This window comes from Burkholderia pyrrocinia (genome assembly GCF_022809715.1).
Taxonomy (GTDB): domain Bacteria; phylum Pseudomonadota; class Gammaproteobacteria; order Burkholderiales; family Burkholderiaceae; genus Burkholderia; species Burkholderia pyrrocinia_C.
In genome coordinates, this window is sequence record NZ_CP094460.1 from 81,273 (window position 1) to 106,679 (window position 25,407).

The 25,407-nt window shown below is 66.7% G+C and carries 19 protein-coding genes and 2 pseudogenes; 8 read left to right on the forward strand and 13 right to left on the reverse strand.

The genetic code is table 11. From position 1 onward, the window contains the following. Positions 1-283: 283 nt before the first annotated feature. Positions 284-940 carry a pyridoxamine 5'-phosphate oxidase family protein gene (locus tag MRS60_RS17225; protein WP_131949339.1) on the forward strand — a complete coding sequence of 219 codons (657 nt, stop codon included), beginning with the start codon at positions 284-286 and terminating at the stop codon, positions 938-940. Positions 941-1,108: 168 nt separating this feature from the next. On the opposite strand, the gene MRS60_RS17230 is transcribed toward MRS60_RS17225, so the two are convergent. From MRS60_RS17230 to MRS60_RS17255, 6 genes are all read right to left on the reverse strand, one after another. Beyond that, entirely contained in the window at positions 1,109-2,938 is a 1,830-nt protein-coding gene (locus MRS60_RS17230) for a S53 family peptidase (protein ID WP_243566260.1), read from the reverse strand. 631 nt (positions 2,939-3,569) lie between these two features. Further along, positions 3,570-4,130 carry a histidine kinase gene (locus tag MRS60_RS17235; RefSeq protein WP_243566261.1) on the reverse strand — a complete coding sequence of 187 codons (561 nt, stop codon included), beginning with the start codon at positions 4,128-4,130 and terminating at the stop codon, positions 3,570-3,572. A 62-nt stretch (positions 4,131-4,192) separates the two neighbouring features. Further along, complete coding sequence (locus tag MRS60_RS17240; protein ID WP_131949336.1) at positions 4,193-4,885, reverse strand: response regulator; 693 nt, start codon at positions 4,883-4,885, stop codon at positions 4,193-4,195. A 102-nt stretch (positions 4,886-4,987) separates the two neighbouring features. Beyond that, a complete protein-coding gene (locus tag MRS60_RS17245; RefSeq protein ID WP_243566262.1) occupies positions 4,988-6,424 on the reverse strand; it encodes an efflux transporter outer membrane subunit in 1,437 nt (478 codons plus the stop codon). A 4-nt stretch (positions 6,425-6,428) separates the two neighbouring features. Further along, positions 6,429-9,572 (reverse strand): multidrug efflux RND transporter permease subunit, encoded by a 3,144-nt coding sequence (locus MRS60_RS17250; RefSeq protein ID WP_243566263.1) that lies wholly within the window; start codon positions 9,570-9,572, stop codon positions 6,429-6,431. A 20-nt stretch (positions 9,573-9,592) separates the two neighbouring features. After that, entirely contained in the window at positions 9,593-10,750 is a 1,158-nt protein-coding gene (locus MRS60_RS17255; RefSeq protein ID WP_131949333.1) for an efflux RND transporter periplasmic adaptor subunit, read from the reverse strand. Between the two features lie 164 nt (positions 10,751-10,914). Here MRS60_RS17255 and MRS60_RS17260 point away from each other — a divergent pair. Continuing rightward, positions 10,915-11,001: pseudogene (locus tag MRS60_RS17260) on the forward strand (APH(3') family aminoglycoside O-phosphotransferase); the annotation flags it as partial. Between the two features lie 41 nt (positions 11,002-11,042). Here MRS60_RS17260 and MRS60_RS17265 read toward each other — a convergent pair. From MRS60_RS17265 to MRS60_RS17285, 5 genes and pseudogenes are all read right to left on the reverse strand, one after another. Beyond that, positions 11,043-11,654 carry an ankyrin repeat domain-containing protein gene (locus MRS60_RS17265; protein WP_131949332.1) on the reverse strand — a complete coding sequence of 204 codons (612 nt, stop codon included), beginning with the start codon at positions 11,652-11,654 and terminating at the stop codon, positions 11,043-11,045. 77 nt (positions 11,655-11,731) lie between these two features. Next, on the reverse strand, positions 11,732-13,267 hold the full coding sequence (locus MRS60_RS17270) for a catalase (RefSeq protein WP_243566265.1): 1,536 nt from the start codon (positions 13,265-13,267) through the stop codon (positions 11,732-11,734). A gap of 221 nt (positions 13,268-13,488) precedes the next feature. Continuing rightward, positions 13,489-13,801: pseudogene (locus MRS60_RS17275) on the reverse strand (efflux transporter outer membrane subunit); the annotation flags it as partial. A 47-nt stretch (positions 13,802-13,848) separates the two neighbouring features. After that, entirely contained in the window at positions 13,849-16,329 is a 2,481-nt protein-coding gene (locus tag MRS60_RS17280; RefSeq protein ID WP_243566266.1) for a mechanosensitive ion channel family protein, read from the reverse strand. 367 nt (positions 16,330-16,696) lie between these two features. Further along, on the reverse strand, positions 16,697-17,656 hold the full coding sequence (locus tag MRS60_RS17285) for an LLM class oxidoreductase (RefSeq protein WP_243566267.1): 960 nt from the start codon (positions 17,654-17,656) through the stop codon (positions 16,697-16,699). 1,066 nt (positions 17,657-18,722) lie between these two features. Here MRS60_RS17285 and MRS60_RS17290 point away from each other — a divergent pair. From MRS60_RS17290 to MRS60_RS17305, 4 genes are all read left to right on the forward strand, one after another. Beyond that, positions 18,723-19,619 (forward strand): NAD-dependent protein deacetylase, encoded by an 897-nt coding sequence (locus tag MRS60_RS17290; protein WP_243566268.1) that lies wholly within the window; start codon positions 18,723-18,725, stop codon positions 19,617-19,619. Further along, positions 19,616-20,257, forward strand: coding sequence for a DUF938 domain-containing protein (locus MRS60_RS17295; protein ID WP_243566269.1), 642 nt, complete (start codon positions 19,616-19,618; stop codon positions 20,255-20,257). Before MRS60_RS17290 ends, MRS60_RS17295 begins: the two co-directional genes overlap by 4 nt. 97 nt (positions 20,258-20,354) lie before the next feature. Next, positions 20,355-21,767 carry an NADP-dependent phosphogluconate dehydrogenase gene (gndA, locus tag MRS60_RS17300; RefSeq protein WP_243566270.1) on the forward strand — a complete coding sequence of 471 codons (1,413 nt, stop codon included), beginning with the start codon at positions 20,355-20,357 and terminating at the stop codon, positions 21,765-21,767. A 198-nt stretch (positions 21,768-21,965) separates the two neighbouring features. Continuing rightward, positions 21,966-22,310 (forward strand): DUF4148 domain-containing protein, encoded by a 345-nt coding sequence (locus tag MRS60_RS17305; RefSeq protein WP_034180037.1) that lies wholly within the window; start codon positions 21,966-21,968, stop codon positions 22,308-22,310. Positions 22,311-22,422: 112 nt separating this feature from the next. On the opposite strand, the gene MRS60_RS17310 is transcribed toward MRS60_RS17305, so the two are convergent. Then, positions 22,423-22,743 carry a hypothetical protein gene (locus MRS60_RS17310; RefSeq protein WP_072439461.1) on the reverse strand — a complete coding sequence of 107 codons (321 nt, stop codon included), beginning with the start codon at positions 22,741-22,743 and terminating at the stop codon, positions 22,423-22,425. A 422-nt stretch (positions 22,744-23,165) separates the two neighbouring features. Here MRS60_RS17310 and MRS60_RS17315 point away from each other — a divergent pair, with 422 nt between their 5' ends. Further along, positions 23,166-23,897, forward strand: a complete 732-nt coding sequence (locus MRS60_RS17315) for a peptidoglycan DD-metalloendopeptidase family protein (RefSeq protein ID WP_034180035.1) — start codon at positions 23,166-23,168, stop codon at positions 23,895-23,897. A 58-nt stretch (positions 23,898-23,955) separates the two neighbouring features. Here MRS60_RS17315 and MRS60_RS17320 read toward each other — a convergent pair whose 3' ends face one another. Further along, positions 23,956-24,594, reverse strand: coding sequence for a Pr6Pr family membrane protein (locus tag MRS60_RS17320; protein ID WP_243566271.1), 639 nt, complete (start codon positions 24,592-24,594; stop codon positions 23,956-23,958). Positions 24,595-24,822: 228 nt separating this feature from the next. On the opposite strand from MRS60_RS17320, the gene MRS60_RS17325 reads away from it, so the two are divergent. After that, positions 24,823-25,359, forward strand: a complete 537-nt coding sequence (locus MRS60_RS17325; protein WP_034180033.1) for a cytochrome b — start codon at positions 24,823-24,825, stop codon at positions 25,357-25,359. Positions 25,360-25,407 lie beyond the last annotated feature (48 nt).

Here is a 25,407-nt window from a genome sequence, read left to right on the forward strand (position 1 = left end):
ATCAACGCACATCGTATTGTTCACGTTCTTGCGGTGCAGGCCCGTGCCGGGCGATTCGCGGCAGATGGCCGGTATGTCGGACGATCGTCGCAATCGCGTATTTTGATCGATTTGGCGAGCGGCTGTCGATGAGTCGATCGACCCGTCGTTCGGGCGGGGATGCTGCACGATTCCGATTCGATTCATTTCGCAGTGCATAGATATTTTCGATCTAATTCCGTGTGTTGCCGAAACGCGGACCGCTCGATGCGCGCCAGGTGGCGCACGAACAGGAAAATCAAACATGAAAGACCAGACCCACATCTCTCCTACATCCCGTACCACCATTCGCCGCCTGCCAGAACTGGCGAATCGCGATCGCACGATGCTTCACCGCATCGTGGACGATGCGTACGTCTGTCACATCGCGTTCAGCGATGGACACGACACGCACTGCATCCCGACCGCGCACTGGAGAAGGGGCGATGACCTTTATATTCACGGGTCCAACGGGAGCCGGATGGTCAAGGCGTTGTCTGCGGGCGCGCAGGCGTCCGTGGCGATTACGCTGCTGGATGGGCTCGTGCTGGCCAAGTCGGCCTTCAGTCATTCGATGAATTATCGATCGGTGGTGGTCTACGGGCAGTTCGACGTAGTGGACGGCGGCGCGGAAAAACTCGCGGCGCTGGATGCCTTCATGGACAAGATCGCCGCGGGCCGCAAGCATGAAGCGCGACCGGGCAATTCGAAGGAACTCAATGCAACCAGCGTGCTGCGGATTTCCCTTGCGGAAGCGGCCGTGAAAGTCAGCGATTCGCTGCCTTCCGACAAGGAGGAAGATCTCGCGCTCGCCGTGTGGGCGGGAATTCTGCCGCTGAAGACGACGCGTGGCACGCCGGTTCATGCCGACGAAAGCGGCAGCGTGCCCGTGCCGGACTACGTCCGGAACTGGGCCGATTGAGTACCGCGGCAAGACCGGGAGGCTTCGGAGAATACGGCGGCGCGCGCCGTACGCGAATGCAGAAGACCCGCGACGGCTTCGCAGCCTTCGCGGGTTCTTTACCCAGTTGCATGCGGTTCCGGGCGCACGAAACGGCGCGCACCCGGAACCGCATCGATCATCGATCCATCAGCGCGCGAAATCCGACGTGCTCTGGATGAACGCGTTCAGCTTCGAGATGTTCACGCTGCCGAAGCCCGTCGTCGCGTCCCAGCCGGCCTTCGCCTTGTAGCCGTAGGTGCCGCTGCCGTTGTTGCCGGACGTGACGTCGTGCAACAGCGCCGCGTTGGACGGGAAGTACTTGTAGATGCTCGACGCGGGGAACCCGAGCGCATTGTTGTTCGCCGACTGCAGCCGCGCCCAGATGCCCGTGAAGATAGGCGCGGCGAGGCTCGTGCCGCCTTCGTTGTTCAGGTATCCCGAGCCCCACAGCGTGTCGGACGTCTGGCCGTTCACCACCAGAATCGCGCCGGTGCGCAGGTCGGCGTCGAAGCCGACGTCCGGCAGCGCGCGCTTGGTCGACCCGGTGAGGGTCGACGATTGCCACGACGGCGCAGCCTCGTACTTGCTGTATCCGCCGCCCGTCGACCACACGGTGCCCGGCTGCCAGCTCGGATCGTTCCAGACGATCTCGCTGTTGTACGCGTTGGTCGACGTGTTGGTGAACAGCGTCGTGCCGCCCACGGCGATCACGTACGGCGACGTCGCCGGTTCGCTCACCGTGTAGGTCGAGCGCGACGGCGTGCCGCTCGCGCATTCGTACGCGCCATGGTCGCCTGCGGATACGGAGAAGGTTTGCCCTTGAGCGACCGCCTGCTTGAAGATGGTGTCGTCGGTCGCCTGCGAGCCGGTGCTGTTTGCGGATGATTCGCACACGCCGAGCGACACGTTGATCACCTTCGCGACGTTGTCCGTCACCACCTTGTTGTACGCGGCCGTGATCGCTGTGAGCGTCATCGACGGCGCCGCGTAGAACACGACCTGCTTCACGCTGCCGCCGGCGGCGCCGACGATCGACTGGCTGTCGAGGTTCCACTCGACGGTGCCGGACGTATCGGTGTACGAACTGCCGGCCGGGCCCGTCTGCACGACGCTGCTGCTGATCGTGCCGAGGCCGTTGTTCGCGGCGAACGTATTGAGGTCGCTCACCGTCTGCGACAGGTCGCCTTCGGAGATGATGCCGACCGTGGTTTGCGAGGCCGTCGGCGTGCTGTCGCCGCCGTAGAGCGACGAGAATTCGGTCGGGTTGTGCGGCACTGCCGACGCGCCGGCCGGGATCGTCAGGTTGCTGGTGTTGCCTTGCGGCTTGCTGCCCGCGCCGGTATGCATCAGCTCGACGTTCTGCAGGCCGAGCACCGCGCCCACGATGCCGCCGATCGCGTTCGGCACTTGCGCGGCGTCGGTATTCGCATAGACGCTGCGGCCGTTGCGCGTGAAGCGCTTGAGCGTCGTGCGGAACGCCGACTTGATGGTCGCCGCGGTGCCGGATGCGGACACCAGCAGCCGGTTCGGCGCGACCACGATGTTCACGAAACCTTCCTTGCGCAGGTGCGCGACGACGGACGCGACCTGCTGGTCGGTCGGCGCATATTGCGCGGCGAACTGCGCGGGCGTGAGGAACTGCCGGTAGTGCGGCGAGCCGGGCGTATGCAGGTCGCGCAGGTACTTGTCGAGTTGCGCCTCGTTGCGCAGGTTCAGCCCGAGCACGATGTCCACCGATTCGCCGGGCGCCATTTCGATGGCCGCGGCTGCGGCGGCGGCCGTGCTCGCGGCAGGCGCGCCGGCCACGCCGGCTTCGCTCTGCTGCACGAGCGGCAGGAACCCCTTGGTGCGCGTTTCCGTCCAGCCGGCTGCCGGCGCGGCGTGGGCGGTCGCCATGCCGAACGAAGCGGCCGCGGCGGCGCATGCGAGCTTGACGATGCGAATGTGCTTTTGTTTCTTGTCTGCAACCTGATTCATTTGAATTACCCCTCCGGTTGAACATCGAACGGCACGAACAACAACGGTCGACGGCGGTGCGGGTCATGCATCGCCGCATTCTGTCGCGCTCGCACGGTTGGCGCGGACGCGACAGGGCCTTTCGCCCGATCCGGAAAAGTGGTTTCTCTCCGGGGGCGAAATACGGAAAACGCGGTAGCGGAAGGGCTGCGCCGCGATGCGGGGCAGCCGCGCGGACATGGCGCGGGCGGGATTGCTAGAGCAACAGCTTCGTTATCCTGCTCATTTCATTCGATCCTTCGGCCCGCTGCCGGATGGCAGTCGTCCAATGAGATGCATCGGGATATTGCATGCGCCGGTGCGCGAACGACACGGCCGGCGGCGAGCACTTCGGTGCGGCGGAAGCGAAAAAACGTAGAGCGGAATCGATTGCGTGGTGAACAATTCGTCCGATTGCTTGAATCGGACGGTATCAAGAACGAAAGCGGAGTGTCAAACTTTTTTTGATTATATGAAACAAAATTAAATCGAATAACGTGAAATGTTTTTGAAAAGATCGGCAGTATTTTGTAATGTTCAAAATCGCTTTCGCAGGTAATGCGGAATTCGATTCGCCGATCCGTTCCTATTCGTCATGTAATGGGCCGACCGCTTATCGAGGAAGTGCTCGAATGGCCGGCGCTTCCGGTTGCTCGGCGACCCGAAGGTCGTCGACGAACCGGAACAGCCCGTCGACACAGTGAAGCAGGGCTTCGCGCGACGATGCATCCGCTTCGGTGGCGAGCCCCCGGATTTCTTCGAGCCGGGTTTCGAGTTCCGCGAGTCGTGCGTGCATTGCGTTGCCGCCACCGGCGGCCGCGGTTGCCGCATTGAACGAAGTCAGGGGTTTCAGTCGAATGGTCATCGTATTGAAGTTCTCAATGAATCGAGACATGTCGGTCAGGCATCCGTCGCGGGAAACCGCATGCGCGGAAAAATCGCCGATCACGACGCGGCCGGCGCTTTCCGCCACCGAGTCGAGCGACCCGAGCGTGCGGCGAATCAGCCTGAGCAGGTCGAACGCGGCGGCGAGCAGGCCGACGAACAGCGCCGCCGCGAGCACCAGGCAGGTGGACGCGTTGCGGATCGTCGCGTCGGCCGTTGCGTCGTGCGGCAACGCAACCGGCTCGCGCAATGCACAAATGAAGAAGGCACCGGTGCCGGCGATCAGCATGACGGCGATCGCGAGCAGGCCGATCGCCAGCCCGATCTGCCGGCTCGGCTTCGCCGGCACGGTCATTGCGCGCCCCGCAGCCGGTAGCCGACACCGCGCATCACTTCGGGCATGCCCGGCGCACCGGCCTGTTCGAGCTTCCTGCGCAGCCTGCAGATGTGGCTGTCGATCGTGCGTTCCATCACACTCACATCGGCCATGCACGCATCGAGCAGTTCGCCGCGCGTGAAGACGCGGCTCGGCGATCTCGCCATGTACGCGAGCAGCCGGAATTCGGTCAGCGTTAGAGCAATCTGCACCTCGGCCGATTCCGTCCGCACGCGCGCCAGATAGCTTTCGGTGTCGATCTCCAGATCGCCGACCCGCAGCATGCGCGCGGTCGGTGGCTTGCCCGCGCGGCGCAGGATCGCGCGAAGCCGCGCGACGACCTCGGCCGGGTTGAACGGCTTGACGATGTAGTCGTCCGCGCCGGAGCGCAATGCCTGCAGCCGGTCGAGGTCTCGATCGAACGCGGTGATGACGACGACCGGCGTATTGCAGCGCCGCCGAAGCTCGGCGAGCACATCCCAGCCGTTCTTTTGCGGCATCTTCACGTCGAGCAGGATCAGGTCGGGCTTCAGGTGAGGTTGAACGTCGAGCACCGCCTGCCCGTCCGCGACGCGGTAGGTGCGAAAGCCGTCGTGCGTCAGGTACGAGTCGAGGATGTCGGAGATCTCGGGTTCGTCTTCTGCAATCAGTATCAGGGAATTCGTCATTGGGTTTGCCGTGCGATGTCGAACCATCGGAGCAGCCCGTTGCCGGGCTGAATCGCGCTGCGCCGTTCCGCATGCCGCCGCGGAAGGCGCCGCGCCCGTCGTTCAGTTCTGCACCACGCTCGTTGAAGGTGCGACATCCTGTTCCGTCAGGCCGCCGCCGAGCGCCTTGTACAGCGCGACGGCATTGCCGAGCTCGCTGCGACGCAGGTCGAGCAGCGCCTGCCGTGCCGCATAGAGCTGCCGCTGCGAATCCAGCAACTCCAGCCGCCCCTCGACACCCGCGCGATAGCGCAGGTTCGACAGGTCGGTGCGGCGTTCGGCCGAGCTGACCACGCGCGTCTGCGCTTCGATCTGGTGGCCGAAGGTTTCGCGCCCGGCGAGGCCGTCGGCGACTTCGCGGAACGCGGTCTGGATCGAGCGTTCGTATTCGGCCACCGCGCTGGACTTGCGCACTTCCGCGAGGCGCAGCTCGGCGCGCAGCCGGCCGCCCTGGAAGATCGGCACCGAGACCTGCGGTGCGAAGCTCCACACGTTCTGGCCGCCGGCGAACAGGCTGCCCATCGCCGGGCTGAGGAAGCCGATCGACGAGGTCAGCGACAGGCGCGGGAAAAACGCGGCGCGCGCGGCGCCGATGTCCGCATTCGCGGCGACGAGATTCTGTTCGGCCTGCTGGATATCCGGGCGGCGGAACAGCAGTTCGGACGGCAGGCCGGCCGGCAGTTGCGTCATCACCGGCTGTTGGTGCAGCGGCAGCGCGTCGGGCAGATCCTTCGGCGGCTCGGTGCCGAGCAGCAGGCGCAGCGCGTTGCGCGCCTGTTCGACGGCACGCGTGCGTGCTTCCAGATCGGCGGTGGCGCTCGCGACCTGGCCTTCGGCCTGCGCGATGTCGACACCGCTCGCCTGATGCGCTTCCTTGAGGCGTCGTGCGAGATCGAGCGACTGCTGCCAGTCGCCGAGCGTGCGCTCGGACAACCGGCGCTGCTCCTGGGCGAGGCGTTCCGCGAAATACGCGTCCGCCACCGCGCCGACGAGCGAGATCTGCACCGCGCGGCGGCCGTGATCGGTCGCGAGGTAGCGCGCGAATGCCGCATCCGACTGCGACTTCACGCGGCCGAACAGGTCGATCTCGAACGCGCTGATGCCGACGTTCACGCCGTACTGGGTTTGCGTCGTTTCGAACAGCGGCGGGTTCGACTGCGGGTCGGCCGCCGTGCGCTGGCGCGTGAAGTTCGCGCCGGCACCGATGGACGGCAGGCGCGCCGAGCGCTGAATGCCGTACTGCGCTTCGGCGGCGTCGACATTCAGCGCCGCGAGGCGCAGGTCGCGGTTGTTGTCGAGCGCGATCTCGATCAGGCGCTGCAGGCGGCGGTCGCCGAACATCGTGCGCCAGCCGAGATCGGCCGCGTTCGCGTGCTGATCGGCGGCCGCGGCGGCCGTGTAGGCCGTCGGCACCGGCATTGCCGGTTTGACCAGCGTCGGCGCCATCGAACACGCCGACAGGGCAAGGGCAAGAACGAGGGGAAGAACAAGCAATCGCATGGCATCAACCTTCCTGTCCGTGATTCGGGGTAGCAGGCTGCTTGCGGGAGGCCCGCCATGCGGAGATACGCTCCTGGATACTCATCACGAACACAAAGAAAACGGGGACGAAGAAAATGGCCAGCACGGTGGCGGTCACCATGCCGCCGAACACGCCGGTACCGATCGCGTGCTGCGTCTCGGCGCTCGCGCCGGTCGCGATCATCAGCGGGACGACGCCGAGGCCGAACGCGAGGGAGGTCATCAGGATCGGGCGCAGGCGCAGCTTCGACGCCTGCACGGCCGCTTCGATCAAGCCCTTGCCTTCGTCGCGCAACTGCTTCGCGAATTCGACGATCAGGATCGCGTTCTTTGCGGACAGGCCGATCACGGTGATCATCCCGACCTTGAAGAACACGTCGTTCGGCAATCCGCGCAGCAGCACCGCGCCGATTGCACCGATCAGGCCGAGCGGCACCACCAGCATCACCGACAGCGGAATCGACCAGCTCTCGTACAGCGCGGCCAGCACCAGGAACACGACGATCATCGACAGCACCATCAGCATCGGCGCCTGCGACGCCGACTGGCGTTCCTGCAGCGACTGCCCGGTCCATTCGACCGCGAAGCCGGGCGGCAATTGCGCGGCGAGACGCTCCATCTCGGCCATGGCCGCGCCGCTCGACTGGCCGGGTGCGGCACCGCCCGAAATACGCGCGGACGGGTAGCCCTGGAAGCGCACCATCTGCAGCGGCGTGTCGGTCCAGACCGGGCGGACCATTTCGGACAGCGGGACCATACCGCCGGCCGCGTTGCGCACGTAGAGCTTCATCACGTTGTCGATCTGCATGCGCGCCGGCGCATCGGCCTGGATGATCACCTGCTGCATGCGGCCCGCGTTCGGGAAGTCGTTCACGTAGGTCGAGCCCATCGCGGTCGACAGCGTGTCGCTGAGCGTCGTGAACGACACGCCGAGCGCTTGCGCCTTCGCACGATCGATCTCCAGGCGCACGCTCGTGCCGGCCGGCAGACTGTCCGGATACACGCCCGTCACGATCCTGCTTTGCGCGGCCAGTCCGAGCAGCTTCGCTTCGGCCGCCTTGAGCGCGGCCTCGCCCTGGTTGGCGCGGTCCTCGAGGCGCATCGTGAAGCCCGAGCTGTTGCCCATTTCGTCGATCGCCGGCGGCAGCAGGCTCATCACCGCACCTTCGGTCGCACCGGCCATCGCCTGCTGGGCGAGCATGCTTTCCTCGAGCGTCGACGAGCCGCCGCGGTTCTTCCAGTCCTTGAGCACCGCCCAGTTCAGCGCGGCGTTCGAGCCCTGGCCGGAGAAGCCGTAGCCCATCACGGAAATGTTCGACTGGATCGCAGCGCGGGAAGCAAGATGCCTCTCCAGCTTCTTGACGACGTCATGCGTGCGCTCGGTGGTCGCGTCGGCGGGCAGCAGGAAGCTGGTCATGAAGTAGCCCTGGTCCTCGTCGGGCAGGAACGACGACGGCAGGTTCTTGAAGCCGAACACCAGCGCGCCCGCGATCGCGACGAACAGCAGCATCATGCGACCCGTGCGGCGGACCAGGCGGCCGACGCGCGTCTCGTACCATTTCGTCAGGCGGTCGAAGCGGCGGTTGAACCAGCCGAAGAAGCCGCGCTTCTCGTGATGACCCGGTTCGAGCGGCTTGAGCATCGTCGCGCACAGGGCCGGCGTGAGCGTCAGCGCGAGCAGCGCCGAGAACAGGATCGACACGGCCATCGACAGCGTGAACTGCTTGTAGATCACGCTGACCGAGCCGCTCGACATGGCCATCGGAATGAACACGGCGGTCAGGACGAGCGTGATGCCGACGATGGCGCCCGTGATTTCCTTCATCGCCTTCGACGTCGCTTCCTTCGGCGACAGGCCTTCCTCGGCCATCAGGCGCTCGACGTTCTCGACGACGACGATCGCGTCGTCGACGATGATGCCGATTGCGAGCACCATGCCGAACATCGTCAGCACGTTGATCGAGAAGCCCGTCATCGCCATGATCGTGAACGTGCCGAGCATCGCGACCGGTGCGACGATGGCCGGAATCAGCGTGTAGCGTACGTTTTGCAGGAACAGGTACATCACGAGGAACACGAGCACCATCGCCTCGATCAGCGTGTGCAGCACCTTCTCGATCGAGATCTTGACGAACGGCGACGTATCGAACGGAATCGAGTAGGTCATGCCCGACGGCATCGCCTTGCTCAGTTCGGCCATCCGGGTACGCACGGCATCGGCGGTCTTCACCGCATTCGCGCCCGGCGAGAGCAGCACGCCGGCGAGGGTGGCCGGCTTGCCGTTCTCGCGGTTCACGAAGCCGTAACCCTGCGAGCCGAGCTCGACGCGAGCGACGTCGCCGAGCACTACCCTGGAGCCGTCCGCGTTCGCGCGCAGTACGACGGCCGCGAATTCTTCCGGCGTCGTGAGCTGGCCCTGGACGGTGAGCGGCACGCTCACGCGCTGGCCCGGCAGCGCGGGCGACGCGCCGAGGCTGCCCGGCGCGATCTGTACGTTCTGCTGGCCGATCGCGGTCGTCAGGTCGCTCATCGACAGGCCGTAGTCGATCAGCTTCTGCGGATTCACCCACACGCGCATCGCGCGTTCGGAGCCGAACAGCTGCACGCGGCCCACGCCGTCGATCCGGCGCAGCTCCTCGGCCACGCTGCGCGCCATGTAATCGCTGAGCGCGCCTTCGTCGAAGCGGCCGCTGTCGGAACGCAGGCCGACGAGCATCAGGAAGCCGGACGTCGCGGATTCCACGATCACGCCGTTCTGGCGCACGACCGACGGCAGGCGCGGCTCGACTGTCTTGAGCTTGTTCTGCACGTCGACCTGCGCCATCGCCGGATCGGTGCCGGGCTTGAACGTCACCGTGATCTGCGCGCTGCCGGACGTGTCGGCCGACGATTCGAAGTAAAGCAGGTTCTTGACGCCGGACAGTTCGCGTTCGATGAGGCTCAGCACGCCGTCGTTCATCGTCTGCGGCGTGGAGCCGGGGTAGGTTGCGGTAATCGTGACGGTCGGCGGCGCGACCGACGGATAGCGCGCGATCGGCAGTTGCGGGATCGCGATCAGCCCCATCAGGATGATGAAGAGGGCGATCACCCACGCAAAGACCGGGCGGCGGATAAAGAATTCAGCCATGAAAGGAGGCTCCCTGTGACTCAGTGCGCGGACGCGGTGGCGGCCGCGTCAGGCGACTTCCAGTCGGTTGCGGCGGTCGATGCGCCATCGATCAGGCGCTCCATGCCTTCGACGACGATCTTCTGCCCCGCCTGCAGGCCCGACTTGATGCGATAGCTGCGGTTCGTCAGCTCGCCGACTTCGACGGCCTTCAGATGTGCGGTGCCCTTCGCGTCGAGCACCCAGACCTGCGGTTTGCCGCCGGCGCGCACGATGGCCTGCTGCGGCACCGTCAGCGCGTTCGCGTAGTGCGCGCGCGGAATGCGGGCGCGCACGTACATGCCCGGCAGCAGTTGGCGCTTCGGGTTGTCGACCAGCACGCGCACCAGCACGTCGCCGGTGCCCGGGTCGACGTTGATGCCCGAGAACAGCATGCGGCCCTTCACGTCGTAGCGCGTGTCGTCGCCGCGCAGCACGTCGACCGGCAGGCCGTTGCCCGTGCTTTCCGGCTGCGACGCGAGCGCGCCGCGCAGCGATTCGAGCGACACGGCCGGCTGGCGCACGTCCACGTAGACCTGGTCGATCTGCTGGATGCGCGCCATCGGCTGGCTGTCGGTGCTGGCGACCAGCGCTCCCTCGGTCACGAGCGCCTGGTCGATGCGGCCGGTGATCGGGGCTTCCACCGCCGCGAATTTCAGGTCGAGCTGGCGGCGCGCGAGCGTCGCGCGGGCCTGGGCGACGTCGGCGGCCGCCTGGTCGCGCTGCGACACGGCGTCGTCGTACACCTGGCGGCTGATTGCATCGGCTTCGACGAGCGGCTTGAAGCGCGCCGTCTGCACCTTCGCGCGCTCGAGTGCGGCCTGCGCGCGCTGCAGCGACGCCGAGGCCGTATCCATGTCGGCCTTGAACGGCGCCGGATTGATCTGGAACAGCGGCTGGCCCGTACGCACTTCGGTGCCTTGCTCGAACAGCCGGCGCTGCACGATCCCGCTGACCTGCGGCCGGATCTCGGCGGTCCGCACGGCCGCGACACGGCCCGGCAGGTCTTCGGTCACGTCGAGGCGCGAGGCTGTCAGCGTCATCGCCGCAACCGGGGTGGCCGGTGCGGCGGCCTGCTGCTCGGAGGGCCCGCAACCCGCCAGCATCGCCGCCACCAGCGCGCATACGGCGCCGTAGCAGCATCGTTCTTGATTCTTCATAGCGACTCCAGGAAGCGCAGGCAGCCCACTGCCTGCTTTGACCGGGCGGAGTTTGCGTCGAATAGTTGGCGTCTTTGATGCGGAAAGATGGAGATTCGATGGAGCGGGCGAAAGGCGCGGAAATGAAGGTGTCGGCGGGCGTTGCAATGCTCTGGCGAATGGGCGATTGCTGCCGCCTGGGCGTGGCCGATCGCTATCTGGATCCGGCACTGGCGGCGCGCGATATCGAAGCGGATCTCGGCAGCGGATGGCGCGCCATTTCGCGGGTACGGGAGGTTCGATCGGCGCCGCGCTACTGTCCGGCACCGGCGCGCCGCAGTGCATCCGCGGCTTCCGTGTTGTCGTGCGTCAGCGCGAGCCGCAGCAGCGACTGGCCGCGCCGATCGACATGGTTCGGATTCGCGCCGTGCGCGACGAGTAGCGGGATCAGCTCGAAACGATTGAACAGCGTTGCGAACCCCAGCGCGGTTTCGCCGGCGCCGTTCGTCTGGTCGATCGGGCAACGCGTGTCGAGCAGGCGCCGCGCGATGTCGGGTTCGTTCTTGAAGAGAGCGCCCATCAGCGCGGTGTTGCCGTGGCGATCGCCGGCGCACGCGTTGGCGCCGGCCGACAGCAGGTAGTCGAGCGCGGCGGGCTGGCCGTCGTAGGACGCGAGTATCACGGCCGTATAGCCGCGGCTGTCGGTGGCGTCGATCGGATAACCGGCGTCGTGCAATGCACGCAGGATGTCGACGCGTCCGACGCGGGCCGCGTCGAACCAGTCGCCGTCATAACGGCGCAGCGCGGCGGGATCGGCTTTGGAATACGCCGGTTGGTCTGGAAGTTGCGCGCAGCCGGCGATCGCGGCCAGCGCCAGGGCCGCTGCGGTCGCGCGGATCGTGCGTGTCAGGCGTTCTGATCGCATGGGGATGTCCTGATGAAGGGGTAAGGTCGACGTGCGCGGCGCAACCCTGCACGTCGACGGCGACCGGAGTCGCGGGATCAGTCCTCGTTCAGCTTCGCCGCGAGCGACTGCACCTGCTGAACGTTCGCGTGAACGGCTTGCGCGAGACGCGTGCCGTAGTCGGCGTCGGCCTTGTAGAAGTACGACAGCATCGCGTACTGGTTGCGCGCGTTCGTCACCTTGCCGAGATCGCCGGACAGCGCGGTGATCAGGTCATCCTTGTCCTGCTGCGACAGGCCGCGGTAGTACTCGCCCGCCTGACGGAACAGCAGCTTCTTGCGGATCGCTTCCTGCTGCGTCGTTCCGGCGAGCGTCGTGCGTACGGACTTGTACTGCGGATCCTGCGCGAGCTCGTGCAGCGTCGACGGTTCGTAGTTCACCTCGCCCTTGCGGTCGCCGGCGTTCATCTTGCCGTCCTGGTTGTTGTTGACCACCGGTACGGCGGGCCGGTTGATCGGCAGGTCCATGTAGTTCGAGCCGAGCCGGTACAGCTGCGTGTCGGCGTACGCGAACAGGCGATCCTGCAACATCCGGTCTTCGGACGGCTCGATGCCCGGCACGAGCCGCGACGGCGCAAACGCCGATTCCTCGGTCGACTGGAAGTAGTTGTCGGGCACGCGGTTCAGCGTCATCGTGCCGATCTTGCGTTCAGGGACGCCGGTCCAGACCTTCGTGTCGTCCAGCGCATCGAAGTCGAAGCGGTTCAGGTCCTTCGGCGTGAGCACCTGCACGTACAGATCCCACTTCGGGTAGTCGCCTTGCTTCAGCGCGCCGTACAGGTCGTTCGTCATCATGTTCCAGTCGCGCCCGATCGACGCGGCGATGTCCTGCGGACGCAGGCCGTGCACGCCTTGCTGGCTTTTCCAGTGGAACTTCACGTAGTGCACGTCGCCGTGCGCATTGACGAACTTGAACGCATGCACGGCAAAGCCGTCCATGTGGCGATACGAATCGGGCATGCCGGCATTCGTGTACAGCATCGTCAGCATGTGCGTCGCTTCGGGCGTGTTCGCGAAGAAGTCGAATGCGAGGTTCGGATCCTGCACGCCGGTTACGGCGCTCGGCTTGTTCGCGTGAACGAAGTCGGGGAACTTGATGCCGTCGCGAATGAAGAACACGGGCCAGTTGATGCCGACCATGTCCCAGTTGCCCTGCTGCGTATAGAACTTTACCGCGAAGCCGCGCGGGTCGCGCGCCTGTTCGGGCGAGCCGCGGGAGCCCATCACGGTGGAGAACCGCACGAATACCGGCGTGCGGGTGCCAGGCGTGAAGACCTTCGCTTTCGTCAGGTCCGAGATGTCGGCGGTCGGCACGAACTCGCCGAATGCGCCGGTGCCGCGCGCATGCACGACACGTTCCGGAATGCGCTCGCGATCGAAGCGCTGCAGTTTTTCGATGAGCGCGGAGTCCTGCAGGAGCACGGGGCCGGCAGGGCCGGCCGTCTGCGAATTCTGGTTGTCGCCGACGGGCGCGCCCGAGTCCCGGGTGAGTTCGGCGGCGTACGGAGACGCGGAGAACGCAACGCAGATTGCGGCGACTGCGTGTCTCAGCACGCGATGGGAGGATGAGGACATGACGATGGAACTCCTTGAATCCGATCGGTGGTGGGGAAACCGACTGAATTAGAAGAGATCGTCAGACGATTGGCTAATTGATATTGGATATGTTTTCGATAGCCGCGGCGTCGGTGCGGGGCGGGCCCGGTCGTTGCGGAAGAAACGAATAGTGTTGTGCGCGCAATGCGTTATTGCGCGGCGAATGATGCCGCGGTCGTGCATGTATCGCGCAGGCATCGTCAACCCGCGCCCGCCTGCCGTCCGAGCCCGAGGCTCTTCTGCAGCGACACGTAATCCTCGATCGGTTCGGCTTGCCCGGCAATCACGTTCTGCTGCGCGGATAGCGCTCCGCGTTGCGTATCGAGCAGGTCGATCATCGACGCGGCGCCCGCGCGATAGCGTTCGTCCATCAGCGAGCGGGAATGCACGGCCGATGTTTGCACCATGGTGAGCGTAACGACGTCGGTGCCCATAGCGCTGCAGTGCGGTGTTCGCATCCTGCAGCGCGCCGAGCACCGCCTTCTGGTAATTCACTTTCGCTTCGTCGCGCGACGAAGCCCGCCGCGTGTTGACCGCCGCGCGCCGTTAGCCGCTGCCGGTCAGCTCGGCTTGCGCTCCGGTTCGCCGGCCGACGGCGGCCGGGCCGCCGTTGCGGCGGCATTGCCGTTGCGGGTGTTGCTGCCGCTTTCGCCTTCGTCCTCGCTTTCGCCGTTGCCTTCCGGCCGCGATCCATCGGCGTACGCAACGAGGCTGCGTTGCGGATTGGCGATCCGGATGCCGCGTTCGCGGAACGTCTCCGCGATCCGCCGGTTGAATTCACGCTGCACGCTCCAGCGCGTCGAGTCCGTGCACTGCATCTGCCCCGCGAGCGCAACGGCCGCGCCGTCGACCTGGTCGATGCCCCAGTAGCTGAAGTCGGACAGGATGCCGTCTTGGTACTTCGGATCGTCGCGCAATGCGGTGCCGATCTCCTTGAGCGTCGCGATCGCGCGATCGATGTCCTCGCCGTACGCGATGCTGACCTTGACGGCCGCGTTGCCGAGCCCGCGATTCGTATTGTTGACGGTCGTCACCGAGCTGAACGGAATCGTGTACAGCGACCCGTCGCCCGCGCGCAGCCGCACGGTGCGGATCGACAGGTATTCGACCGTGCCCGACACGCCGGCGAGCGTGACCCAGTCGCCGACCTGCATCGCGTTTTCCATCAGCAGGAAGATGCCGGTGATGAAATCCTGCACGAGCTTCTGCGAGCCGAAGCCGAGCGCGACGCCGAAGATGCTGGCGCCGGCCAGCAGCGGGCCGACGTTTACGCCGAGTTCGCTGAGGCCCGTCAGCACGACGACCAGCGCGATCATCACGAACAGCAGCGAGCGCAGCATCGGCAGCAGCGTGCGCAGCCGCGCCGCGCGCACGAGATTGCCTTCGCGGGTCCAGCGCTGCAGACGGCGCTCGATCGCGATGTTCGCGGCTTCCCATACGACGAGCGCGACGATGGCCGCGATCGCGATCGTCACCAGCGCCGACGCGAGCCGATGGCCGATCGTGCCGGTCTCGAACGCGCGGAAGATCGGCACGCCCCAGATCTGCAACAACAGCACGACCGTCACGATGCCGAGCGCGCCCGATACGATCCGGCGCAGCAGCGGGTAGTAGCGGTACGCGTGCAGATGGACGAGCGTGCGGTCTTCGTCGCGGCGCTGGAACAGCCGCGCGAGCGCGCCGAACACGACGATCGACACGATCCGCATGCCGATCATCGCGGCGATCGAACGGCCGCCGAGCGTGATCAGCACGCGGTAGCCGTTGTGGACGTCGAGCGCCCACACGAACCACAGCGCCATCACGATGAATACCGACACGGGCGCCCAGGCGTCCGCGAGCGCGTTGCCGATTACCGCGAAGGTCGGCCGGTCCGCGCCGGCTGCACGGATCCGCGCGGCGACCGGCCGGCGGCACTGCAGGATCAGCGCCGCGATCATCACGTGCCCGACGAGCGCGACCGCTTTCAGCAGCGCGACGTGACCGGCCTCGCTGAGGCCGATGTTCGCGGCGATCTCGACCGCGGCCGTGCACACGCCGACCACGATCACGATCCGCGCGATCGAGCGTTGCGCGAAGTCGGCCCATGCATCGCTGATGTGCAGCAGCCGCAATTGCCGCGCATCGGGCTGGAAGAACAGCCGGCTGACGATCGTGACGAGCCGTCCGATCACGTAGATGTCGATCAGCGATTCGAGCGCGGATTCGATCGGCGTGCCTGCGTCGCCGATCATCGACATCGTCAGGCTCGCGACGCCGACGAATACGAGCAGTGGCACCGCGCGCAGCGCGAGGCTGACGAGCGCGCGCGGCATCCGGTGCAGCAGCGTGGTGTGGCGCTGCGCGTCGCCGCGACCTTGCGATGATGTGGGTGCGGTGTCGGGAGCGTGGGCGGCGTCGGGCGGAGCGGATGATTCCGGCGGCGGCGCGTTGTCGTCGTCGGACGTGACGGCATCGGGCGCGGTGCCGTGCGCCGAGTCGGCGCGCCGTGCGGCCAGCGCGGCCAGCGCGCGCCGCAGCAGCCGCTTCGCGAACCATTCGAACAGGAACGCGGGCACGAGCACGGCGACGATGATCCAGATCGCGCGAGAGAGATCGGCGCGCCCGTCGGCGCGCACCAGCTTGTCATGCCACCAGCTTCCGACCGAGCCGACATCGAGCAGCGAGCGCAGCGATTCCTTCAGCGCGCTGCCGATTTCGGTGGTCCAGCGCGCGCCCTGGCGGACGAGCATCGACGCGAGCCCGTTCGACGTGAGCGCGGCAGGCGCGGCGGCAGCCGACGCGCCGCTGGCCGCAGCCGCTTCGCTTGCCGTGACCGCGGGCGCGCTCAATGCGCCGACGGCCGCGATCGCACGCAGCGTCGTTTCGACCTGGGCGCGATCGCGCGGGTTTTCGAGCACGTCGAGTGCCTGCCGGGCCTGTTGCGGCGTCAGCGCGGGCGCAGTGCCGGAAGCGGCCGACGCGGCGGCCGGTGCGGGAGCGGCCGCATGCGCGGCCGAGACGACGGCGGCAAGTAGCCAGCCGAGGAGGAAATGTCGCATGGGTAGGCATGCGGGCGCGCATCGGCGCGCGGCCCGCGGAGCTGAACGATGGACGGAAGTTAACATGATCGCGATCGGAACCGAATAGTTCCATCGACGAATATTCAAATCGGGCATGCGCGAGGCGGCGCGGGCGTTTGCGGCTTGTTCGTGCCTGTAGACAGTCCGATATGCGGACACGTCCTTTTTATCGAATCGTAAGCGTCCTGTAACACGTGCTTGTTGGTGCCCCGGCGTGCAGATGTGGACCGGGAACGGTTTTTGAACGTGAATGGTGCGTCGTTACGCGAGCGTTCGCCCGATCGTGAACAAACGACGATCATCGCGACACGCACGTCGCATCTGATGGTTTCGTATTCCTGAAGAATCACGACTGCGCGTCGTGAAAAAACGGCAGCACATGCTCGGCGAGTTCTTCGATGACCTCGCGCACGGGCCGGTCCGCTCCCGGATTCAGCGTGACGTGATGCGTGCCCGCCGCGCGCATGTCCCGCAGGATGTCGACCAATGCGCGGCGTCCGGTGGCATAACCGAGCGGCAGCGCGGTGGCCGGCGCGTCGGGATGCGCGGCGAGGTCGAGCCGCATCGACACGCCGAACGCACGCAAGGCCGGCGACGCGAGCCGGTCGACCGCAGCGCGCCACATCGAATAACGGGCGCGCTGCGTGTCTGGATCGCGGTGGTACGTCATCCAGCCGATCGAGTGCCGCGCGATCCAGTCGACGCTCTGTCCGCCCGAGCCGACCGCGAGCATCGGCACCGCGTCGCCGCCGCGCGGCAGCAGCGTGAATTCAGGCGCGTCGGGCGGCGCTTCGTCGGGCAGCACGCGCGACGGCACGCCGAGCGCGGTCGCAACGACGTCCCAGTGTGCGCGATAGCGGTCGCGCCGCGTTTCCGCATCGACGCCGAACGCCGCGTATTCAGGCGGCCGGTCGCCGGAGCCGAGCCCGAGGATGAAGCGTCCGCCCGACAGCGTCGCGACCGACAGCGCGCCTTTCGCGATATGCAGCGGATGACGCAGCGGCAGCACGATCGCGCCGCTGGCGAGCGCGATCCGGCGCGTGCGCGACGCCAGTGAACCGAGCAGCACCCACGGGTCGAGGTGGCCGACCGGGTCGGGATAGTCGGCGCTGTTCAGCGGCACGTCGCGAATCCACAGTGCGCGAAAGCCGAGCGTATCGGCAAGCGCCGCGAGTTCGAGCTGTTCGTTGAAGTCGGCGACGATATTGCCGCTGCGAAGCAGCGGCAGCGTGAGGCCGATCGACAACTGTCCGGCCGAAAAGACGCGGCGTGCGACGTCGGCGCGGGCGGGGGCGTGCGTGGTCATGTCGAATCCCTGGAGGCGGTGCAAGGCGGACGCGCGGTGGGTTTCCGGGCAAGGCGGCGCGGAGCCGCGCGAAGCAAGGCCAGGCGCACGCGTCGGTTCAGGCGCGTGCAGCCGCCGTCGGGCGATTGTAAGGCGATTGGCGGCGGCGCGCAGATGCAACGCCCCCGATGCCCGTCGGGGCCGCGCCCGGACGGCCCGATGGCGAGCCCGGCCGGCGTCGGTCGGGCCGCGTTCCGTGTTTCAGTTCCGAAACATTCGCGCTTTTTGCCGGTGCGCGATTCGCACCGACGGCATTTCGGCGGCCCGCGCGGCCTTGCGGCATGAAGCATGGTGCGCTCCTTGCATATCTGTGCGTGCCGTGAGTGCGATCGCAGGTGCAGTCGACCCGGCGATCGCTTCAGTGGGTCGGACGTATCGAATACGGGGACAAGAGAATGAAAAGAGACCGAACCGCGACATGTCATGTTGCAAATATGAATCGCCGACCTGCCAGGGTATTCGCTTCGCCGTTGATCGCGGCGACGTGAGCGCACGGCTTTCCGTTCCATCCGAGTAATCGGGTTCGTTCCGAACGACGACGTGCATGTGTGACGCACGAGGCCGACCGGTGCCGGTCGGCCGTCGGGGATGAACTGCGAATGCATGCGGATGGCCCCGGCCTTGATCCCGGATCGTCATTTCGCGGCGCAACGCGAGTCGTCGTGCGGCGGATGCGTTCGCGCGCCGCGCATTGCGTCGGCGTGACGGGCCCGAAGAACCGGATCGCACGGGAAAGCCGGTGGCGCAACGATGCGTGCGGCATCGCGGAACACGCGTAGTCCAGGGGAAGCGTTCGCCATTCTCAGCGCGGCGGACGCCGCAATATTGTGCTGTCAGTTGATCCACTACCCCGATGGATCAATTGTTGAAGCGCCCATCGCCGAGCGGCGATGGGCGTCTTTTTTGTGCGCGGGTTTGCCGTGCGTGGCGCCGGCCGGATCGCGCGGCGTTCTGTATCATGTGCTGGCGCGCGGGCCGCTCGTGCGGTCGCACGGCTGGCCGGCGCGCCCGCTCACGCGTTGCCAACATGAACGATCAAGCCTTGCACGACCCCTTATCCGCCTGTGTCGAGCCGACCGCGCTCGACGCGCTGCACACGTTTGTCGAGCGTCATCCGCGCCTGCTCGTGCTGACCGGCGCGGGCATCAGCACCGATTCCGGCATTCCCGGCTATCGCGACCGTAATGGCCAATGGATGCGCTCGCCGCCGATCCAGCTCCACGAATTCCTCGGCTCCGACGCGGCGCGGCGACGCTACTGGGCGCGCAGCATGATCGGCTGGCCCGTCGTTGGCCGCGCGCAGCCGAACCGGTCGCACGACGCGCTGGCGCGGCTCGGCCGCGCAGGCCGGATCGAGCGCCTCGTCACGCAGAATGTCGACGGCCTGCATCAGCGCGCGGGCAGCGACGACGTGATCGAGCTGCACGGCGGGATCAACGGCGTGACGTGCCTCGAATGCGGCGCGCATCATGCGCGCGCGACGATCCAAACCGTGCTCGAAGCCGACAATCCCGAACTGCTGGGCGCGCAGGCCGAGCCGGCCGCCGACGGCGACGCGCACCTCGAATGGGCCGCGCTCGACACGTTCCGCATCCCGGCGTGCCCCGCGTGCGGCGGCCTGCTGAAGCCGGCGGTCGTGTTCTTCGGCGAGAACGTGCCGCGCGAGCGCGTGACGCTGGCCGCGCAGGCGCTCGATGCGGCCGATGCATTGCTCGTCGTCGGGTCGTCGCTGATGGTGTATTCCGGGTACCGCTTCTGCGTGTGGGCACAGGCGCAGCACAAGCCGGTCGCCGCGCTCAATCTCGGCCATACGCGCGCCGATCCGATGCTGACGCTGAAGGTCGAGGCGCAGTGCGCACCGGCGCTCGACGCACTGACTGCGCGGCTGGGCCTCGCGGGCAACGCACCGGAGCACGCATCGTGAGCGGCTCGACACCTACGCCCGATCCGTCCGCGCGGTTGTCGGCGCCGGCGGCCGAACGCAATCGCGGGCCGATCCTCGACGTGTTGCGCCGCGTGCTGCCGGCGACCGGCAGCGTGCTCGAAATCGCGAGCGGCACGGGGCAGCACGTCGTCCATTTCGCGCAGGCGTTGCCGGGCCTGCGCTGGCAGCCGAGCGATCCCGACGCGCACGCGCGGCGCTCGATCGCCGCGTGGATCGCGCATGCGGGCGTCGCGAACGTCGCCGGGCCGCTGGCGTTCGACGTGCGCGACGCGTCGTGGCCGGTCGACGCGCTCGACGCGATCGTCTGCATCAACATGATTCACATCTCGCCGTGGGCCTGCACCGACGCGCTGTTAGCGGGCGCGTCGCGCCTGCTGCGGCCGGGCGGCGTGCTGTTCCTGTACGGCCCGTATCGTCGCGAGGGCCGGCATACGGCGCCGTCGAACGAAGCGTTCGACCTGCAGTTGCGCAGCCGCGACCCGTCTTGGGGCGTGCGCGATCTCGAGACTGTCGTCGCGCTCGGACTCGATCGCGGGCTCGACTGCATCGAGGTCGTCGAGATGCCGGCGAACAACCTGAGCGTCGTGTTCCGGCGGCTTCCGCACGCGGAGCAATGACACGCAAGCGCGCATCGCCGCCGGGTTTCCACTATCCTTTCGCCTGTGCGCGCGGCCCGGGTCGGGTCGCGCCCTGTTTTTTCCGGAGAATTGACTAATGGGCAAACAAGCAATCGGTGTGATCGGACTCGCGGTGATGGGCCGCAATCTCGCACTCAATATCGAGAGCCGCGGTTATGCGGTGTCGGTGTACAACCGCAGCCGCGAGAAAACCGACGAACTGATCGCCGAATTCCCCGGCCGCAATCTGGTGCCGACCTACACGCTCGAGGAATTCGTCGCGTCGCTCGAAACGCCGCGCCGGATCCTGATGATGGTGAAGGCAGGCGAGGCGACCGATGCGACGATCGCGTCGCTCAAGCCGTTGCTCGAGAAGGGCGACGTGCTGATCGACGGCGGCAATACGCACTTCACCGACACGATCCGCCGCAACCAGGAACTCGCGCAATCGGGCCTGCATTTCATCGGCACCGGCGTGTCGGGCGGCGAAGAGGGCGCGCTGCGCGGCCCGTCGATCATGCCCGGCGGCCAGCGCGACGCGTACGACCTCGTCGAGCCGATCCTCAAGCAGATCGCCGCGAAGGCACCGTCGGACGGCGAGCCGTGCGTCGCGTACATGGGCCCGGATGGCGCGGGCCACTACGTGAAGATGGTTCACAACGGCATCGAATACGGCGACATGCAATTGATCGCCGAAAGCTACTCGGTGCTGAAGAACGTCGCAGGCCTGACCAACGACGAGCTCGGCGCGGTGTACACCGAATGGAACCAGGGCGAGCTCGACAGCTACCTGATCGAGATCACGTCGAAGATCTTCGGCAAGAAGGACGAAGAGACCGGCAAGCACCTCGTCGACGTGATCCTCGATCGCGCCGCGCAGAAGGGCACCGGCAAGTGGACGAGCCAGAACGCGCTGGATCTCGGCGTGCCGCTGCCGCTCATCACGGAATCGGTGTTCGCGCGCGTGCTGTCGTCGCTGAAGACCGAGCGCGTCGCGGCCAGCAAGATCCTGTCGGGCCCGACTGAAGCGCCGTTCGACGGCGATCGCGCCGGGTTCGTCGAAGCGGTGCGCCGTGCGCTGTACCTGAGCAAGGTGATCTCGTACGCGCAGGGCTTCGCGCAGCTGCGCACGGCGTCCGAAGAGTACGGCTGGAATCTCGACCTCGGGACGATCGCGAAGATCTTCCGCGCGGGCTGCATCATCCGCGCGCGCTTCCTGCAGAAGATCACGGAGGCTTACGCGAAGGATCCGGCGCTCGCGAACCTGCTGCTCGATCCGTACTTCCAGGACATCGCAGCGAACTACCAGGCATCGCTGCGCGACGTCGTGGTCGCCGCGGTGAAGGCCGGCGTGCCGGTGCCGGCGTTCGCGTCGGCGGTCGCGTACTTCGACAGCTACCGTTCCGAGCGGCTGCCGGCGAACCTCGTGCAGGCACAGCGCGACTTCTTCGGCGCGCACACGTTCGAGCGCACCGACAAGCCGGGCAGCTTCCACGCGAACTGGTCGTAACCGGCCCGCGGGCGCATTGTTGCGAAAATCTATTCTTTGAATAGGGTTTTTCTATCCCGGATGCCGACATTGTTGGCTCCGGGGAAACAGTGTTTTCGCTCTTTCATGGTTTTCCCTAGGGGACGTCGGGACTAAACTCTGTTCCATCGCTGCAGACATGGTGTGTGCGGCGGAGCAAAAAAAATCCCGGAGGTAATCATGAAATCGCTGATCGCAACGTTCGCTGCAGCTGCTGTCCTCGCCGTTCCCGCCGTCTCGTTCGCCCAACAGAACGCGCCCGTTACCCGTGCGCAGGTGAAGGCCGAACTGGTTCAACTGCAACAGGCCGGCTACAAGCTGGGCAGCGACCGCACGGACTACCCGGCAGGCATCCAGGCAGCTGAAGCTCGTGTGAACCCGCAACAGAACGTCGCCGCCGCCGACACGACCGGCTATGGCGCGCAACCGGCCGCCGCGCAGGAATCCGGCGCTCCGGCCGCAGCAAAGACCGGCTGGCAAGTCAAGCGTATCGCTGACGGCGCACCGGTCTACAAGGGTCGTTAATGGCGCGGCCGCCCCGGCGGCCGGACCTGACCCCATGTAGTACAAACAGCCCGTCGTTTCGCAACGCGAAACGACGGGCTGTTTTCATTGGTGGCGCCTGCGGCGCCGGCAGTCAGTGCAGCGGGCGCGTGCCGCGCCCGATCTCCCGGAACAGCGCTTCGGCCGGCTCCAGCACCTGCAGCCACGTTTCGTCGTAGCCGCTCAGCGTGTCGAGCGCGTCGCGCAGCCGCTCGATCGCAAGGACCGGCAGCTCGACGCTGTGGCGCGTGGCGCCCGTCAGGTGCGCGACGCTCGCCAGCTGAACGAGCGCATCGGCCGCCTCGGCGACGTCGGTCGCGAACAGCAGGTGCCGGTTGAGCAATTCGACCAGGCCGCTGGAACCGGCGAAATCGTCCGCATTGAGCTGCACGGAAAGAAACGTCGCATTGTTCATTGTCATGCTCCTCGTTGTCGTTGGATTACGCTGCGCATCACCGAGTATAGGCGGCGATCGAAGGGGAGAATGTGACGGAGCCGAGACGGCAGACGGCTGCGACGCGGGCGGAAGACCTGCGGCTGGGCCGCCGGACGGCCCGCGCGGTGCGGTTCGCGGGCCGCCGGCCCGCATCGGCGAAGCCGCAAGATTGTTGCCGGAACCTGCGTCTGTCGCGGCCCTGACCGCGACAAATGGTATCTTTGCCGGTCGGAGCGACGCGAAAAAGGGGCCGGTGAGCCCGTTCGCGCCGACGTTCCGCTGTGGAAACTGACGGCCGCGAGAGCGGTCGGATACTGGTTGGTCCGGCCGTCCGGCCGGACATCGTGCGTCGCGCGCCGGAGGGCGGTGGGCGGCGCAACGACGCAAATCCGGGAGGACCCTTGAGAAAAACTATTCCCATCCACGATTCGCTGGCGCACTGGCTGCCGCAGGCGGCGCTCGTCGCCGCGGCCGTCGCGCTGTCGGGCTGTACGCTGACGCCGTGGACCGACAACTGGCAGCCGGCGCGTTCGTCGGGGCCGACGTCGGCCGCGACCCCGGGCGTGATCGCCGGCTATTACCGCGTGAACCCGGGCGACACGCTCGCGGGCATCGCGAACGCCTACGGGCAGCGCGTGCAGGATGTGGCGAGCTGGAACCACATGGCGCCTACCGACGCGGTGTCGCCCGGCCAGGTGCTGCGCGTCGCGCCGCCTGCCGCGACGTCGTTCGGGCAGCCGCCCGCGGCGGCCGCGCAGCCGGGCTCGCTCGCATGGCCGGCCACGGGCGTCGTCACGGCGCCGTTTGCGGCCGGCAAGACGCGCGGCATCGTGATCGCCGCGTCCGGGCCCGACCGTTCGGTGCGGGCCGCGGCGAACGGGCGGGTGGTCTATGCCGGGTCCGGCGTCAAGGCGTACGGCCCGCTCGTGATCCTGAAGCACGACAACGGGCTCATCACGGCCTACGGTCATAACGGCAAGCTGCTCGTCAACGAAGGCGACGCGGTGCGCCAGGGCCAGCCGGTCGCCGAGATGGGCGCCGACGCAAACGGCCGTTCGACGTTCGAGTTCGAAGTCCGCCAGAACGGCAAGGTCGTCGATCCGATGAACTTCCTGCCGCGCAACGGCGGCTGACGAGCCGCATCGCCGCGTGTGCGCCGGGCGGCGCACACGCTCCCGCCTTCTTTCGCTTTCATCCTTCCTTCAGCGTCGCGGTGTCGGATTGTCTCGCGTGATTGCCGAGCCAGCGGATGCCCAATGCGAGCGCCGCCGCGCCGAGCGCGATCAGCGAGCACTGGATCGCGACCGGCAGGTAGCCATGCGGCCGCGGATCGACGAACGGGTAGGGATACCAGTTCTCCAGCGCGCCGCGCACGAGCGTATAGCCGAGATAGACGACCGGAAAACCGAGCCACGCGAACGCGCTGCGCCGTGCGATCGGCGAGCGCGGCTCCACGTACAGCCAGTCGCACAGCATGACGAGCGGCACGATCCGGTGCAGCACCCAGTTATTGAACGCAGGTGTGACGTGATGCAGCGTATCGAGGCGTGCGAGCAGCAGTTCGTAGACGATCGCGGTGATCAGCACGTACAAAACGGCCGCGCCGCGCATCGATTCGTAGCGGGCCGAGCCGGGACGCGCGATGCACCAGATCCCCGCGGTCAGCATCGCCGACGCATAGAGGCTGCTCAGTTGCGTGAAATAGCTGAGGAAGTTGCCGAGATGAATTGCGGGCATGCCCCAGTAGCCGGCGATGCTGTGCAACGTCGTGGACACCGCGAGCAACGCGGCAGTCAGCCGGTAGGCCGCAACGAAGAACGCCTTGCTCATGATGCGCGCGCAACGTCGACACCAAAGCTTCATCGTGCCACAGCCGTTCCCGTGCGCGATGCGGATTTTCCATATGGCAGCCGCGCGCGGTGCGTGTTGACGATTCGTCGGATATTTGACCGCGCCGAGCAAAACCGGACGTCCGTGCGGCTACAATCGTGGCAGCTCCGCCGGGCGCAGAGCCGGCTGCGGCATGCGCCCCTCCCCGCATACAACACGAGACCAAGCATGAAAAACATCCTCGCGAAACAGACGCGCTACAGCTCGCCCGCGATCTTCTTCCACTGGGCCATCTTCCTGCTGGTCGCGCTGGCGTACCTGGCCATCGAGATCCGCGGGCCGAAAGGCAGCGACAGCCGGGTGTTCTGGATGAACGTGCATCTCACCGCGGGCACGTTCGTGCTCGTGCTGTCGGTGCTGCGCGTGCTGTGGCGGGTCGTCAGCCGCGTGCCGGAAGCCATTCCGCAGGCCGCGCTGCTGCGCTGGCTCTCGAAGCTCGCGCATTTGGCGCTCTACGTGTTCATCATCGCGCAGCCGCTGCTCGGCATCATGATGATCAATATGGGCGGCAAGCCGGTGTCGCTCGACTGGCTCGGCGTGTCGTTCACGCTGTTCGGCCCAGACAAGGCGCTGCGGCCGACGATCAAGGAAGCGCATGAGTTGATCGGCAACGCGTTCTACTTCGTGATCGGCCTGCATGCGCTGGCCACGTTGTACCACCATTTCATCCGGCGCGATAACGTGCTGCGGCGCATGGTGCCCTGATCGCCGCACTCCGGACGCGCGCAGCAGGCGGGGGCGCATGGTTGTGTT